A 14,420-nucleotide genomic window follows, 5' to 3' on the forward strand; every position below is an offset into this window, starting at 1 on the left:
GTGCTGGGTATCTATCTTGTTGTCTTCCTGTTGCTGATCTTCCTTTCGGTGCCCATCGCCTTTTCGCTGGGTCTGGCCACGGTCACCGTGTTCTGGCTGGACGGTCAGCCGCTCAGCCTGTTTGCGCAAAGGCTGTGGACCGGGCTGGACAAGTTCACCCTTGTCGCGCTGCCGCTCTTCATCCTTGCCGGTGAGTTGATGAGCGGGTCCGGCATCCTGTCACGGTTGCTGGATTTCTCTCGACTGTTGGTCGGGCGGATCAAGGGCGGGTTGCTGCATATCAACATCCTCGTCTCGATGTTTTTCGGCGGCATCAACGGCTCTGCCATCGCGGATACAAGTGCGGTGGGCGCGATGCTTATCAAAGCGACAGAGCGTGAGTATGGAGAGGCCGATACTGCGGCGGCGGTTACGGCTGTCTCATCCGTGATCGGGCCGATTATCCCGCCAAGCCTGCCGATGCTGATCTATGCTTTCGCTGCCGGAAATGTGTCTATCGCCGCGCTGTTTCTGGCGGGGGTGATTCCCGGCGTTCTGCTGGGCGCCACCTTGCTGATCGCAACGGCAGTTATTGCCAACAAAAAGGACTATCCGCGCGACAGCACTCGCTACGCCCTGCGTGAGGTTCTGCGCATCATCGGTCGCTTCTCCATCGCGGCGGTCCTGCCGATCATCATGGTGGCAGGCGTCGTCGGCGGCTTCGCAACCCCGACAGAGGCGGGCAGCATCGCCATCCTCTATGCGCTGTTTGCTGGTTTCTTTCTGACCCGAGAGCTTAGCTGGGCGGCGGTCTTTGCCGCGATGGAGCGTACTGTGCTGGTGACTGCGGTGGTGATGATCATCATTGCGTTTGGCAACGTCTCAACCTGGTGGCTGACGATCGAGGGCGTGCCAAGGATCGTTGCCGAGTTCATTCAGGGCACGACCAGCAGTCCCGTCGCCTTCATCGCAATCATGCTGGTGGTTTATCTGGTCGTTGGCCTGTTTATCGAACAGGCCGCCGCGATGGTGATGCTGGTGCCGATCTTTGCGCCTCTGGCGACAAGCTTCGGTATCGACCCGGTACAGTTCGGGCTGTTCACCTGCATGACGCTGGCCTTGGGGCTTGTCACGCCGCCTGTCGGCCTGTGCCTGTTCGTTGCCGCCAGCATTGGCGGGATCAGCGTCGGTCGGGTGGTGCGGGCAGCCGTGCCCTATCTGCTGGCGATGTTCATGGTTGTTCTTCTGATCGGCTTTGTGCCGCAGGTTTATCTGTGGCTGCCCCGCTGGTTCGGCTATTGAGCGGCACGCGCAAGGATCACTGGATTTGCGGAGGCAAGATTGAGTATAGCCCGATCCTGTCCCGGCAATTCACGCAAACCGGGCTGTATATCGTTGACCGAAGCCTGAGATGAGCAAGAACAATAAAAGCAATCGGACCAAGGCCGCCGGGGCCAACCCGCCATATGAAGCCGGGGTGCCGCTGCACGCGCAGGTGCGAGAGCGTATCCGTCGTCATGCGATGGGCGGTGATCTGATTGATGAAAACGGTCGCCTCATGCCGGAACCAGAGCTTGTTAAGCATTTCGGGGTCAGCAGGGTAACCGTCAGGCAGGCGCTTGCCCCGCTGGTTGCAGGCGGCATGTTCGAACGTACGCCGGGACGCGGGACATTTCTGCGCGGCAACCTGTCTGAACGCTGGGTCGGCCGCCTGATGGGCTTTCAGGAGATTATCAGCGAGCAGGGCGACAGTGCTGTCGCGCGCGTGCTGGATCAGGGGTTGATCAAGGCGACCGAAGAGATGCGGAAGGTCATGGATGAGGCAGCGCTTTGGCAGCTTCGCCGTGTCCGATACGCCGATGACGCGCCGATAGCGATTGAACACGCCTATTATCCGCCGGATATCGGCGCCGATCTTCAGGATCGTGATCTTGCAATCGTGCCGATCTATCGGGTTTTCGAAGAAGATATGGGCCTTGTGATCGGTGAGGCCAAGCAGGACGTTGCCGCCCGTCTGTCGCTTCCGGAAGAGGACCAGCTGCTCTCGCTGGGCCATCAATCCGCGCTGCTCAGCCTGCGGCGCATCACTTATTCCGACGACGGGCGCCCGCTGGAACTTCTGACTGCCGTTTATCGCAGCGATGTTTTCAGTTTTTCCATATCGCTTTCGCGTGGGGTCTGAAGCGGAGGTTTTTCAGCGAAGCCGGGCAAAGAGCTACGCTTCATGTCCCGGACTTCACCGCACGCCCGTCTGCTTCGTCCCGATCGTCCGGGATGACGTCGCGCAGCGTTTCAAGGGTCATATTGTAGTGCTCTGTCAGCAGCGAAATGGCGAGGTCGGGGTCGCGTTCCAGCACCGCATCAAGGATCGCCTGATGTTCTGCCGCGCCGCCTTCGCGTCTTGCGCGACTGGGATTGGTGTTCATCGACAAGTTTCGATAGCGCACTGCCTGATCCATGAGAGTCGTGCAGAAGTTCAGCAACAGTTCTGACTGGCAGCGCGACAGAAGCAGCGTGTGAAATTCCTTATGCCGTCTTTCCCATTCCTCAGAAAGCTCGCGCCCATGCTCCTCTGGCAGGCGGCGATGGGTGCGGACCAAGCGGTGACAACTCAGCACCAGAGCCTCTTCCCAGGCATCATCGACATGCTGCATCGACTCTCGCAATGCGAGTGTTTCGACCCATACGCGGGTTTTGACCAACTCTTCCAGTTTGGCCATCGAGATCGCGGTGACGAAGAAGCCCCGATGGCTGCGACGTTCGACCAGCCCCTCGGATGACAGACGGTTAAGCGCCTCTCGCAATGGCACAGAGCCTATGCCGTAGCGATCGGAAAGTACGTCGACCTGAAGCTTATCGGTTGGAAACAGCTCTGCGGTGAGGATATCATTTCGCAGCAGGTCATACGCTTGCTCTGAAAGATTTTTGACTTCCTGTTGCTCACTTCCGTCACCCGTCATCGATTAGCCCAACGCACCAGGTTTCGATGATTTGTTCCAGAACACGAAGTATCGCTGCATCCAAACGACGGTAAAGTACAGAGCAAGGCCGAGCAAGCTGAGATACAAGATAAGCGCAAACACCCGCGGCGTGTCCAGCTGGCTGGCGGATTGCCGGATGAGGGCGCCGAACCCGCTGCCGCCACCAAGAAACTCTCCGGTGATTGCGCCGGCCATGACGCCTACTGCCGCGATCTTAAGGCCCGTGAAGATGTAAGGCAGGCCGGTCGGCAACTTCAGCCGTAACAGCGTCTGGACACGACTGGCACCCATTGCCTTGAAAAGCATCCGCTCGTTCTCTGTTGCTGCATACAGGCCGGCCGCAGTTGCAACGACGATTGGAAAGGTTGCAATGAAAGCAGCGAGCGCCACCTTTGACGCAATATCAAAGCCGAGCCACGCGATGAACAAGGGCGCGAAGGCAACCTTCGGCATGGTGTCAATTGCGACAAGGTAGGGCATGACTGCGCGTTCACCGAACTTCGTTTCCCCGACCAGAACACCCAGTGAAAAGCCGATCCCGATGGCAATAGCGAAGCCGTAAAAGACCGTACGTGTCGTTGTCCATAGCGCTTCGAGCATATAGCCCCCGCTCAGAAGGTTCTCGCCGACAAAGCCCAGATCAGCCAGTGTTTCGGCTGGTGTCGGAAGGATGATCGGGGAGACCCATCCAAAGCGGGTCACAATGTCCCAGACGCCGACCACGACCACAAACAAAGCAATCATTGCAACAGATCGCGGGATGCGGTCGATAAAGGCTTCGCGTTCTTGCCAGATGGTATCTTCCGGCTCCTGCGAATGCTGAATATCGGTCATTCGTGCGCCTCCTTCCCCAAAAGCCCCCGGATATGGGCGACGATCTCGCCGAATTGCGGTGTGTTCACCATTTCCAGCCTGCGCGGTCGCGGCAGATCAATCCGCACATCCTCAAGAACTCTGCCTGGACGCGACTGCATCACAATGATGCGGTCGGACAGAATGACTGCCTCATCAAGCGAGTGGGTGACGAGAAAGGCCGTCGCGCCGCGTTCAAGGCAAATTCGCTGCAACTCCATATTCATGAAATCTCGCGTCAGCTCATCGAGCGCCGAAAAGGGTTCGTCCAGCAGCAGCACCGCCGGATCGGAGACCAGCATCCGGCATATAGAGGCACGCTGCGCCATGCCGCCGGAAAGTTCCCCCGGATAGACATTCGCGAAATCGCCCAGACCGACAAGCTCCAGCAGGTCGGCAGCAGGTTGGCGCGCGGCCTTTGCGGCGCTACGGCCCTGCCGGATCTCGATCGGCAGGACGATGTTTTCGATCGTCGTTTTCCATGGCAGCAAGGTCGCCTGCTGGAACATCATCCCGATGTCGGGTCGCGGGCCGAGGACGGGCCGGCCGTCAAGAACGACCCTGCCCGTTGTGGGCGGTATGAGCCCCGCCATGATCTTCAGCAGCGTGGACTTCCCGCAACCGGACGATCCGATGACCGAAACGAATTCACCTTTGTAAATGGTCAGAAACACATCGGAAAGCGCGACCAGATTGTTGCTGGCATAGGTCTTTGACAACCGTTCGATCTGATAGACCGGCTGCAAAGGCTGCGCGTCGGGTTCAGGCTGTATCGGGCGAGGCTCTGCCATTGGCATCAGGCATTCCAGTCAGGCACGAACTCGTTCGTATAGACCGCCGACAGATCGGCCAGCGGCTCTGCCAATGCACCCGAGTCAACGGCAGAATCGTGAATTGCCTGCCAGTGCTCTGGCGGCTGGAAGCCGTAACCTTCGTCAATATACTTATCAGTCGGCGTCATCCTCTCGACAACACCGTCGAACAGGGCCGATGCATAATCCTGTTCCGCTTCCTGAGGATTACCCGCTGCGCAATGGGCTAGGCAGGTTTCCTTGTTGGCCGGATCAGAGGCAAATTTTATGCCGCGCACAAGTGACCGGCCGAACGCCAGCGGAAGTTCGGGCGTTGATGCAATCTGACTTTCGAGCATCGCGATCCCATTGCCGAAAAAGCCCAGATACTCACTCGGTGTGATCTCGCGCAGGTTCAGGCCGCGGGCGGCCAGAATCGCTACGTCTGACACTGCGCCAGAATAGGCAGCGACCTCATCGCGCAAAAAGGCAACAGCTGCAGTGCCGCCATCTCCTACCGGCAGATAGGTGAAATCCTGATCTGGTTTCATGTCTATATCGGCCATAATCGCATTGGTGAAAGACACTTCGGCGCCATCGGCTGTTCCTATGCCAATAACGGTGTCTTTCAGGTCGGCCGGTGCCTGATACAGACTTTCCTCCTTGACCATCAGGCCGAATACAGACTTCGGATAAAGGTTGTAGATGAATTTCACGTCGACGCCGCGTGCGCGCGCACCCAGAGTCGGACCTGGGCCGGGCGCACCGATCTGCGCTTGTCCGGCGGTCATCGCCTGAAGCACCGCTGACGAACCATCTATCGCCTCCAGCGTCGGGGTGAAGCCTTCCTCCTCAAAATAGCCTTCACCGACTGCCACCCAATAGGGAAGCCATGTCAGGGCTGACGGGTTCGGCACAGCGAATGTGATCGCCGTTTGCGCCCGGACAATCGCGGGTGCGCCAAGCGCCGACACAGCCATGCCGCCAAGCGCAAGCTGGCCGAAGCTGCGACGGGTCAGATTATTCCTTGTCGTCATAATTTCTCCTCGCTGTTTGCTACGCGTCCGCATCAAATCAGTTGCGCAGGGTAGCTGGACCACATGTTATACGATCACAAGTATTTCGGCAAAGATTATAAAAAAACATCGTTAAGAGAAGGAAATTATCTTGAACGCAGCGCATATTCGCTGAATCCTAAGCGGATGATGACTTGCAGCGACCGAATCGTGACGCGGCCCGTGCAGCCGATTCAAGTTGCTGCAAGCACACCCATGAGGAGGGGGATCCATGACGAAGTTTGCCGTTGCCGCGCCCGAAGAGGCATATCTGGACATCACTGGCTCGGAAGAGGTTTTCCCGGTTCGGCGTATCTACTGCATCGGCAAGAACTATGTCGCGCATATTATCGAAATGAACGCCGATGAGCGCGACCCCCCGGTAATCTTCATGAAACCGCGCGATGCGCTCGTCAGGAACGGGGGCGAGATTCCCTATCCCGTTTTCACCAAGAATTTTCACTATGAATGCGAATTGGTCGTCGCGCTGAAGTCCGGCGGCTATAATATCGCCGAAAGGGATGCCTCCAGCCATATCTTCGGCTACGCGGTCGGTCTGGACATGACGCGCCGCGACCATCAGGCGGAAGCACTGGAAAAGGGTCTGCCGTGGGAGGTGACGAAAGCCTTCGACAAATCCGCCCCAATTGGACCCATCACACGCGCAGACGATATCGGCATCATGACCAAAGGTCATGTGAAGCTGGACGTCAACGGAGAGACGCGGCAGGACGCCGACATATCCCTGCTGATCTGGAAGATCGACGAGATCATCGCAAAACTGTCAGAGCAGAATGAGCTGAAAGCCGGCGACATCATCATGACCGGCACTCCGGCCGGCGTCGGTGCGGTGGTGTCTGGCGATGTGCTGGACTGCTCGGTCGACGGGCTGGAGCCGATGCAGGTCAAGATCGGTCAGCCTGCCGCCTGAGTGTGGGGTGTGATCAGTAAATACTGTGCAGCGGCCTATACGCGTGATAGTCCTGCCTTATGATTTACAGAAGCATCATTGACGGCCAGAGCGGCCAGAAATTTATTGACGACGCGATCAGGGAGCTTGGTGTGTTGTCACATTAACTCGCTGAGTTTTCTAGCCTGGGTGCCGGGCGCTGATTAAGCGACGTTTGCCGCGGATTTCCACGCCTCGAATGCGTCGAGCCTATGGTAGCGGATGGTGAGAGCGGAACGGCGACGGGCTGGAACAGAGAAACGATTGCGGGTTGCGGAATGGCAAGTCATAAACCGCTGCGACCCGCCCGGGGACCGGAAGCCCTGCATCACACGCTCTCTTTTCGAAATGATAGATGGTTGTTTTCAGCCCGATTGTTCAGACCCTTGTGGGGCCAATGATCAAGCCCGGGCGCGACTTCGCGCTTAGCGGCGCCATAGGATCGCAATTTGTCTGTAATGACCGTTTTGGGAGCGAAGCCCCAGCGTTTCATCAGCTTGATCAACAGTCGCTTTGCGGCGCGCTTGTCGCGCTTCGATTGCAGGATTTCCTCAAGAACGACATCGTTTTGATCGACCGCGCGCCATAGCCAGTATGACCGGCCCGCGATCTTCACGACGACTTCGTCCGGATGCCAGACATCGTCAGGACGAGGCTGCCGTCGCCGCGGAGCGTGGGCGATCAGAGGACGAACTTGACGGTCCAACGCCGGATCGTTTCATACGAAACGTCCACGCCTCCTTCCAGCATCAACTCCTCGACTTTGCGCAGGCTCAGGTGGAATCGAGCGCAGAGCCAGACAACATTGGAAATGATCTGAGGCGGAAAGCGATGGCGCATGTAGCTGATTTTCTTTGTCTGCATCGACAGCGCCTACGTCCAGATCAAGAAACACGCAACCTCAGGCCTGTTAACGTGACAACATCCCGGACGGTTATGGTCAGTGGCTTTTACGGGTATTCTGCCATTGCGGGTGCGGTGCCGAATGCCGCCCATGTTAGCGCGCCAAGCCCTAGCAGCATATTTGGAACGAGTCTCATCACTTGCCTCCGGATGGATTCGGTTTAGTGTTTGAATGTCGGTCTGCGATTGGCCAACGCCGTGGCGTTCAGCAACAAGGCCTTGCATTGCCTGAGTTGACCAACAGGCCGCGCGGCTGTCCAATGCATTTATAGGGCTGTCTGTCATGCGTCTGGTGCATAAGCCGGATGGTGACGCGAGTGGCAGATCTTCAAGGGATTTGCCAATATGAGGGCCGTCAAGACATCTTTGCGTCAACCTTTAACAGGTGCTCGGCAAGCGTTTTGGCGCCATAGTCGTTCCGAAACAGCCCCATATCTGCAAGCCGCCGCATAAGCTGATCGAAGAAAAGCCGCATCGACTCCTCTGACCCGCCGGGCAGCGCGATGAAGCCGTCTATGGCGCCCTCATCGTGCCAGGATACGATCTCGGCCAGCACATCCTCGACCGTGCCGACGGCGACCCAATGGGCCGAGCCGACGACTTCGGGGCGGTGCAGGACCTCGCCGAGTGTCGGGCGGTTCTCAAGGATGTGTCGGCGCAGCAGGTCGGCATGGGTGCGGCTTCGGACAGGGTGGTCGCATCCGGGCAGATCCTCGGCTGTCAGAATCTGTTCGTCGGGCAGATGCGATAGGTCGATGCCCAGGACCATGCGCAGCTTTTCCAGCCGCTGTTCACGGGTGAAATGATCATGTGCGCGGCGGTGCAGTGCCCATGCCTCTTCCCGCGTTTCGGCGATGAAGAAATACAGACCCGGCAGCACCCGGATCGCATCGGCGGGACGGCCGGCGGCAACAGCGCGGCGGCGCAGATCGGCCCGCAATTCCTGTGCGGCAGCCATATCGGGTGTCGCCGCGAAAATTGCGTCGGCGACACTGGCGGCGAAGCTGCGGCCCCGATCCGAGGCCCCGGCCTGAAACAGCGGCGGATCGCCGGCGGGGTGACCCGCGATATTCAACGGCCCGTCGACGTGGAAGAACTCACCCCTGTGGTTGACCGGCGGCAAGGGCCGGCCATCGGCCAGATCCTGCGGAGGATTGGATCTCCACAGTGCCTTGACAGTATCGACAAATTCCGCGGCCTTGCGATATCGCGCCTCGGGTGGTGGCATCTCTGCCGCACCAAAATTCCCCGCACCCTCAAGCGAAGTGACAATGTTCCAGCCGGCCCGCCCGCCGCTCATCCAATGCAGCGACTGCAATTGCCGGGCGGTGACATATGGCGGGTTGAAGCTGGTCGAGATGGTTGTGACCAAACCGATATGGCTGGTATTCAGCGCAACTGCTGTCAGCGCAAGCGTTGGGTCGAGAGGTGCGGCACCCTTGGCAGGCGTGCCGGGCGGGACAAACAACGTGTCGGGTTTGAACACGAAATCCAGCTTTGCGGTTTCGGCCATCTGCGCGAGCCTGACGTTGAAGGCCACCGGGTCCTCATCGACGTTGCGATGCTCCGACGCCCCTTTCAGCCAGGTCGCTGTCAGGCTGAGCCCGATCGTAAGCTGCCTCTTCCGTTCCGCCATGCACCTTCCCCGACATGCGGGCGGCGCGGTCGGGCCGCGCCGCATCCGATCAGAATGTTACCTTCAGGCCAACGCCCAGTTCGCGCGGTTCCGTTACCGTCGCCTCATAGCCGCCGATGGTGGCAGAGGGGCGCATGAAGGTGGCGGCGTTCTCGTCGAAGATGTTGTTGACATAGGCAAACAGCTCCATGTTGTCGCGCGGCGTATAGGTCATGCGCGTATTGGCGATGGTGAAGCTGTCGACCTTGCGATCATCCGAATTGGCGTCATCGGAATAGTATCCGTCGGTATAGCGCAGGTTGCCCGAAAGGCGCAGGTCCGGGGTGATGTCCCAGTCGGCGCCGAGCGTCAGCGTCTTGCGTGGCGCGCGGGCGAATTCGGTGCCTTCATAATCGCCAATCGCATCTGAAAACTCGGTGATCTCGGTCCTCAGCAGGCCAAGCCCGGCCTTGAGGCGCAGCGCGTCGCTGGCGTGATAGTCTGCCGTGACCTCCAGCCCATAGGATTTCGCCTTGTCGGCATTTATCGTGTAGGACGACCACAGCCCGCCCACGACCTCTGCAAAGACATAGCGCTGCGCGTTGTCAAACTCGCTGTAGAACAGATTCCCGGTCAGGAACAGGCGATCATCCAGCAGCCGCGCGCGGCCGAACAGTTCATAGTTCCACACCGTTTCGGCGCCGTAATCGTAATAGACGCCGTTATTGAGGTTCAGCGACGTGCCGCCGGGGTTATACCCTTTGCTGATCAAGGCGCCGATGGTGGTATCGGGCCGGATCTCATAGGCCAGCGAAAGCTTGGGAAGCCAGGCGTCGAAGATTTCGTCATAGTCCAGCTTGGTTCTGGCGAAGGACGATTCACCGTTTCTCACGATATGGTCGCGCTGATAGCGCAGCCCGCCGGACAGAATCCAGCGATCTGCGAAGCGCCAGTTCACCTCGGAAAAGATGCCGAGGCTTTCCTTTTCGTCGTAATAGTTAGAGTCGCCGCGGAAATTCAGGTATTCATCGGCCTCGTTGCGCGATGCATAAAGGCCCACCACGCCGCTGATCGGATCGTCCTCGGTGCCGAAAGTGGCGCGGGTCTCGTTCGAGATGCTTTTGGTATCAAGGATCGCGGTGCCGGATGTCTCGGGGACGGTTTCGCGGAAGGTATGGCCGTCGGAATATTGCAGCCGGTTTGTCAGCGTTGTGCCGTTGGCGGCATCATAGCGAAGATCGAGCACCGTCGTATTCGTGCGCTGCGCCCATGATGGGTTCGAGGTCGCGGTGCTGTCGCGATCTTCAAAGGGAATGGTCGCCGCTTCCCAGGTCGGACGGTTCGTGTTGCTGTGGCTGAAGGTCAGCTTCGCCTCAAAACCCGGCAGTTCCTCGGGCTGCCACAGCAGCTTGACCCGCGCATTCCGGCTTTCAAGATCGTGGCCGGTGTCGGTTTCCTGATAGGCCGTGCTGGTATAGTCGATAAAGGTGTCGCGCGCCGAATAGTCCAGTGCGACGCGCGCCGCCAGATCCTTCGCAATGGGGGCCGAATACATTGCCGAAACCCGGCGCTTGTTGCGGCTGCCATATTCCAGCTGCACGGCCCCTTCAGGGGAGAAAGTGGGGTCTTTGGTGTTGACGATAATGGCGCCGGCAATGGAATTCGCGCCCTGAGCGACGGTCTGGGGTCCGCGGAAGACCTCGATACTGTCAACGTCCCATACGGCGGTGCCGCTGAAGACCTGCTCGTTATAGTTCAGGTAATGCCCGTCAAGATTGACGGATGTGCGCGGCTGCGTGCCGCCGAAAAACGCCGTGGCGCCGGAATTGGGCCCCTCGCTGTCCTGGCCACGAATAGTGGGCGCGCCTGCGAAGCCACCGGTATTGGCATAGCTGAGATTGGGGACGTCGGCTGTCGCCTCGGCCACGGTTTCGATCTGCGAGTTCTCTTCAAGATCCTCGGCCGTGACCACGGCCACCGACGATGCCGTCTTATCGATGCTGCGGGAGAGTTTTTCGCCCGTGATTACCAAAGTATCCAGGACGATTACCGGGTTCGTGGTGCCGTCCTGTGCGAGGGCGAGTGTGGGGCAACCCAGTGACAGCGTGACAAATGCAACGCCGCCCATGAGATGCGCGTATCTGCGCTGAGTCATGTGCATATTCCTAACCATTCGGTCGGCTGGCTGGCACATGGGCTTGCTGACGTGTTGTTTTGCGTCCCCCTATACAGAATGTGTTCTGCATATCAAGGACCGGAGTGCCGAATCTGAACCTGCGGGCGCAAATGTTGTCGGATTTCAACAGCGTTAGCGCCGCCCGGTCCGGGTTAGGAGCCACAAGATGTAAAGCCCGCCTAGCAGACCTGTCGTCAGGCCGATTGGCATCACAAGATTTCCAGCGATCCGCTGGCTCAGCAGATCGGCGGCCAGCAGCAGAACCGAACCCATCAGCGCGGCAGGCAGCATCGGGATCTCTGGCGCTCGGGTCAGCCGCCGCACAAGCTGTGGTGCAGCAAGTGCCACAAAGGTGATTGGCCCGGCCGCCGCCGTCGCTACCGAGGTCAGGCTGACCGCCGCCAGAACCGCCACCAGCCGCGTTTTTTCGGTCGCGACGCCCAGTTGACGGGCCATGTCGTCGCCCATATCCAGCAGGCTCAGGCGGCGGCCGTGCCAGCATGCAATGGGCGCAATCAGCAGAAATCCCATGTTGGCTGGCAGCACATGCCACCATGTCCGCATATTCAGCGACCCGGCCAGCCAGACCTGTGCGGCCATGGCCCGGTCCAGGTTGCCCATCACAACCAGCATCGTGTTCAGTCCCGACAGCGTCGCCCCGATGCCGATTCCGACCAGCACCAGCCGCTGCCCCCCTGCTGACCCGCCTTTGCGCGACAGCAGAAAGACAGCCGCCGCCGTCGCCACGCCAGAGATCATAGCGGCAAGCGCCGTCGCCAGCGGGCCCGCGCCGAACATAACAATCTGCACAATCGCCCCCGTCGCCGCGCCGGTGGTAAAGCCGATCACATCGGGCGATCCCAGCGGGTTGCGCGCGACTGACTGAAACATCGCCCCCGCCATCCCAAGTGAAGCCCCGACAAACGCGCCGGTCAGCAGCCGGGGCAAACGAACCCTCATGACAATCTGTTCGGCGGCAGGATTGTCGCCTGTCCCGCCAAGTATCGCCAGAAGCTCGGCCACAGGCAGCGGCATCGTCCCGGTTCCCATCAACAGGACGGCAAGAGCCAGCAGAACCATGAAAAGCAGCGCACAGATCAGCGCCACACGAGGGCGGAAAAGCACAGACAGCGAACCCAGCCGCAAGGCCCGGAACGACCCGTTCATGATCCCACCAGCCGAAAGCGGCGCACAAGGATGATGAAGAACGGCCCACCAAGGATGGCTGCGACAATTCCGGCGGCGATCTCCTCTGGCCGGGCAAGGACGCGGCCCATGATGTCGGCCGTCAGCAGCAGGAAAGCTGCGATCAGGCCCGAGGCCGGCAGGATCAGCCGGTGGTCCGGCCCGCAAATGATCCGCGCCGCATGGGGTGCCAGCAACCCGACAAAGCCGACGGGCCCGACCGCCGCCGTCGCGGCGCCTGCCAGCAACATCACCGTCAGACAGGAAAGCACCCAGACCCGCCCGGTCCTGACCCCAAGCGTTCGTCCCAGATCCTGACCCAATGCGATGGCGTTCAGGTTGCCCGCCAGCCCGGCTGCCAGCAATCCGCCTGCCAATACCGCCGGTGCCAGCACCGCCGCCACATCAAGCCCGCGTCCCTCCATCGAGCCGGCGGTCCATTTGCGTAAGGCGTCGAAAAGCTCCAACGGGGCATTCAGCACCAGAATGCCGGTCAGCGCGCCCAGCACCACCGACAATCCCGCACCTGCCAGAACCAGCCGGATCGGATCGGAGCCGGTGTCGTGCGCCCGGCCCAGCAGGACAACGACTGCACCCGCGAGACCGGCGCCGGCAAAGCCGAACCAGACATAGCCTGCAATATCTGACAGTTCGAACAGCGCGATGCCCAGCACCACTGCCATCGCGGCGCCGGCATTGATGCCCAGAAGCCCCGGCTCGGCCAGCGGGTTGCGGGTCAGCGCCTGCATCATCGCCCCGGCCATGCCAAGCGCAGCACCCGCCAAGGCTGCCAGCAGGGTGCGCGGCACACGAAGCTCTCGGACGATCAGATGCAGGTCATTGCGGGGGTCGGGCTGGCGCAGTGCATCGAGGATAACGGGCAGCGGGATATGGCGCGACCCGACCGCAAGACTGGCGGCCATGACTAGTAACAGGACCGCCAGCCCGAACGCCAGCCAGAAGCGTCGTCCGCGCGTCATTGTGTGGGCAGATGCTCCAGCACCGTGTCGATCATCTGGCGCCCCGAATAGGGATCGATACGGAAAGAGCTTTTGCCAAGCGGATAGACCCGGCCCGACAGGACCGCCGGATGGTTGGCCAGAACCGGATCGGCCATGAAGGCCGCCACGTCGCGTTCGTCCCCGGCCAGCAGAAACACCGTCTCGCCGGTGATCGCAGCCGACAGGTTTTCACGAGAGATAAAGTCGAAATCCGATGATCGGGTGACCGCACCGCGCAGATTTTCGGGCAGCGGTTCGACCGTGAAGCCTAGCGCGGTCAGGATTTCTGCCTGCGGGCTGTCGGACTTGCCGATGGACCAGCTTCCGCCGATATCATAGCCGACGATGCTGGCGCCGCCCTTCGGCACTGCGATCCGGGCCGTTGCGTCGGATGAATATGCCGCGAAGCTGGCGATTGCCTCTTCGGCCTGCTGTTCCCGGCCGGTTGCCCGGCCCAGCATCCGCGCCATCTCTGGCCAGCTTTGATCGGCATAGTTCAACGCAATGGCCGGGATACCAAGTGCATCCAGTTCGGCCATATAGTCCAGCCCGCTATCGCCCCCGGTTGATGAGGCGACGACCAGATCCGGCGTGGCGCCGATCAGTGCTTCGATATCGAATTGCAGGTTGGGATAGAGCACCGCCACCCCCTGCGCGTCTGCAGCCTGCGCCCATTGGTGGAAAAAACCCTTGTCGTCCGTCAGCGGCCCGACAGCCGTTGCTGCCGTCGCGACAAGCGGCGCGTCAATGGCCAGCAGGATTCCGGTCAGGCTGGGCGAGGTTGAAACAATCCGCTGCGGCGCCTGTTCAAGCGTCAGTTCGCCCGTGTCATGCGCAATATCGCGCGGCCAGCCGGTATCCTGCGCATAAAGGGCGAAGGGCAGGGCCACCGCGATCAGAAACAGGGTGCGAAACATGGGTGCCTTTTACCGG

Annotated in this window: 12 protein-coding genes and 1 pseudogene; 3 read left to right on the forward strand and 10 right to left on the reverse strand. The window is 60.1% G+C overall.

Annotation, left to right across the window (positions count from 1 at the left end; all coding sequences use genetic code 11):
* Together PAF20_RS16915 and PAF20_RS16920 are read left to right on the forward strand one after the other, a co-directional pair.
* Positions 1-1,281 (forward strand): TRAP transporter large permease, encoded by a 1,281-nt coding sequence (locus tag PAF20_RS16915; protein ID WP_271073491.1) that lies wholly within the window; start codon positions 1-3, stop codon positions 1,279-1,281.
* A gap of 109 nt (positions 1,282-1,390) precedes the next feature.
* On the forward strand, positions 1,391-2,161 hold the full coding sequence (locus tag PAF20_RS16920) for a GntR family transcriptional regulator (RefSeq protein ID WP_271073492.1): 771 nt from the start codon (positions 1,391-1,393) through the stop codon (positions 2,159-2,161).
* A 40-nt stretch (positions 2,162-2,201) separates the two neighbouring features.
* Here the strand turns inward: PAF20_RS16920 and PAF20_RS16925 are convergent, their stop codons facing one another.
* Genes PAF20_RS16925 through PAF20_RS16940 form a run of 4 tightly spaced genes read right to left on the reverse strand, consistent with a single transcriptional unit; the run spans position 2,202 to position 5,640 of the window.
* Positions 2,202-2,939, reverse strand: a complete 738-nt coding sequence (locus PAF20_RS16925) for a GntR family transcriptional regulator (protein ID WP_271073493.1) — start codon at positions 2,937-2,939, stop codon at positions 2,202-2,204.
* Between the two features lie 3 nt (positions 2,940-2,942).
* Positions 2,943-3,794, reverse strand: coding sequence for an ABC transporter permease (locus PAF20_RS16930; protein ID WP_271073494.1), 852 nt, complete (start codon positions 3,792-3,794; stop codon positions 2,943-2,945).
* Positions 3,791-4,609: an ABC transporter ATP-binding protein gene (locus PAF20_RS16935; RefSeq protein ID WP_271073495.1), complete on the reverse strand. Its 819-nt coding sequence runs from the start codon at positions 4,607-4,609 to the stop codon at positions 3,791-3,793. The genes PAF20_RS16930 and PAF20_RS16935 overlap by 4 nt, the downstream gene beginning before the upstream one ends.
* Positions 4,609-5,640 carry an ABC transporter substrate-binding protein gene (locus PAF20_RS16940; protein ID WP_271073496.1) on the reverse strand — a complete coding sequence of 344 codons (1,032 nt, stop codon included), beginning with the start codon at positions 5,638-5,640 and terminating at the stop codon, positions 4,609-4,611. The genes PAF20_RS16935 and PAF20_RS16940 overlap by 1 nt, the downstream gene beginning before the upstream one ends.
* Before the next feature lie 250 nt (positions 5,641-5,890).
* Here PAF20_RS16940 and PAF20_RS16945 point away from each other — a divergent pair, with 250 nt between their 5' ends.
* Positions 5,891-6,589 (forward strand): fumarylacetoacetate hydrolase family protein, encoded by a 699-nt coding sequence (locus tag PAF20_RS16945; protein WP_271073497.1) that lies wholly within the window; start codon positions 5,891-5,893, stop codon positions 6,587-6,589.
* Between the two features lie 182 nt (positions 6,590-6,771).
* Here PAF20_RS16945 and PAF20_RS16950 read toward each other — a convergent pair.
* From PAF20_RS16950 to fepB, 6 genes and pseudogenes are all read right to left on the reverse strand, one after another.
* A pseudogene (locus tag PAF20_RS16950) lies at positions 6,772-7,471 on the reverse strand (IS6 family transposase).
* Positions 7,472-7,865: 394 nt separating this feature from the next.
* On the reverse strand, positions 7,866-9,146 hold the full coding sequence (locus PAF20_RS16955) for an NtaA/DmoA family FMN-dependent monooxygenase (RefSeq protein ID WP_271073498.1): 1,281 nt from the start codon (positions 9,144-9,146) through the stop codon (positions 7,866-7,868).
* Positions 9,147-9,195: 49 nt separating this feature from the next.
* Complete coding sequence (locus PAF20_RS16960; RefSeq protein WP_271073499.1) at positions 9,196-11,280, reverse strand: TonB-dependent receptor; 2,085 nt, start codon at positions 11,278-11,280, stop codon at positions 9,196-9,198.
* Between the two features lie 153 nt (positions 11,281-11,433).
* Positions 11,434-12,468, reverse strand: a complete 1,035-nt coding sequence (locus tag PAF20_RS16965; protein WP_271073500.1) for a FecCD family ABC transporter permease — start codon at positions 12,466-12,468, stop codon at positions 11,434-11,436.
* A complete protein-coding gene (locus PAF20_RS16970; RefSeq protein WP_434802965.1) occupies positions 12,465-13,466 on the reverse strand; it encodes a FecCD family ABC transporter permease in 1,002 nt (333 codons plus the stop codon). Before PAF20_RS16970 ends, PAF20_RS16965 begins: the two co-directional genes overlap by 4 nt.
* Positions 13,463-14,404: a Fe2+-enterobactin ABC transporter substrate-binding protein gene (gene fepB, locus PAF20_RS16975; RefSeq protein ID WP_271073501.1), complete on the reverse strand. Its 942-nt coding sequence runs from the start codon at positions 14,402-14,404 to the stop codon at positions 13,463-13,465. The genes PAF20_RS16970 and fepB overlap by 4 nt, the downstream gene beginning before the upstream one ends.
* Positions 14,405-14,420 lie beyond the last annotated feature (16 nt).

The sequence above is a fragment of the Paracoccus albus genome, from assembly GCF_027913035.1.
Lineage (GTDB): Bacteria > Pseudomonadota > Alphaproteobacteria > Rhodobacterales > Rhodobacteraceae > Paracoccus > Paracoccus albus.

Excerpts from the sequence above, each read along its gene's own strand:
- PAF20_RS16930 (WP_271073494.1), bottom strand. The coding sequence starts at position 3,794 with ATGACCGATATTCAGCATTCGCAGGAGCCGGAAGATACCATCTGGCAA.
- PAF20_RS16970 (WP_434802965.1), bottom strand. The coding sequence starts at position 13,466 with ATGACGCGCGGACGACGCTTCTGGCTGGCGTTCGGGCTGGCGGTCCTG.
- PAF20_RS16920 (WP_271073492.1), top strand. The coding sequence starts at position 1,391 with ATGAGCAAGAACAATAAAAGCAATCGGACCAAGGCCGCCGGGGCCAAC.
- PAF20_RS16935 (WP_271073495.1), bottom strand. The coding sequence starts at position 4,609 with ATGCCAATGGCAGAGCCTCGCCCGATACAGCCTGAACCCGACGCGCAG.
- PAF20_RS16955 (WP_271073498.1), bottom strand. The coding sequence starts at position 9,146 with ATGGCGGAACGGAAGAGGCAGCTTACGATCGGGCTCAGCCTGACAGCG.
- fepB (WP_271073501.1), bottom strand. The coding sequence starts at position 14,404 with ATGTTTCGCACCCTGTTTCTGATCGCGGTGGCCCTGCCCTTCGCCCTT.
- PAF20_RS16965 (WP_271073500.1), bottom strand. The coding sequence starts at position 12,468 with ATGAACGGGTCGTTCCGGGCCTTGCGGCTGGGTTCGCTGTCTGTGCTT.
- PAF20_RS16940 (WP_271073496.1), bottom strand. The coding sequence starts at position 5,640 with ATGACGACAAGGAATAATCTGACCCGTCGCAGCTTCGGCCAGCTTGCG.
- PAF20_RS16960 (WP_271073499.1), bottom strand. The coding sequence starts at position 11,280 with ATGACTCAGCGCAGATACGCGCATCTCATGGGCGGCGTTGCATTTGTC.
- PAF20_RS16925 (WP_271073493.1), bottom strand. The coding sequence starts at position 2,939 with ATGACGGGTGACGGAAGTGAGCAACAGGAAGTCAAAAATCTTTCAGAG.
- PAF20_RS16945 (WP_271073497.1), top strand. The coding sequence starts at position 5,891 with ATGACGAAGTTTGCCGTTGCCGCGCCCGAAGAGGCATATCTGGACATC.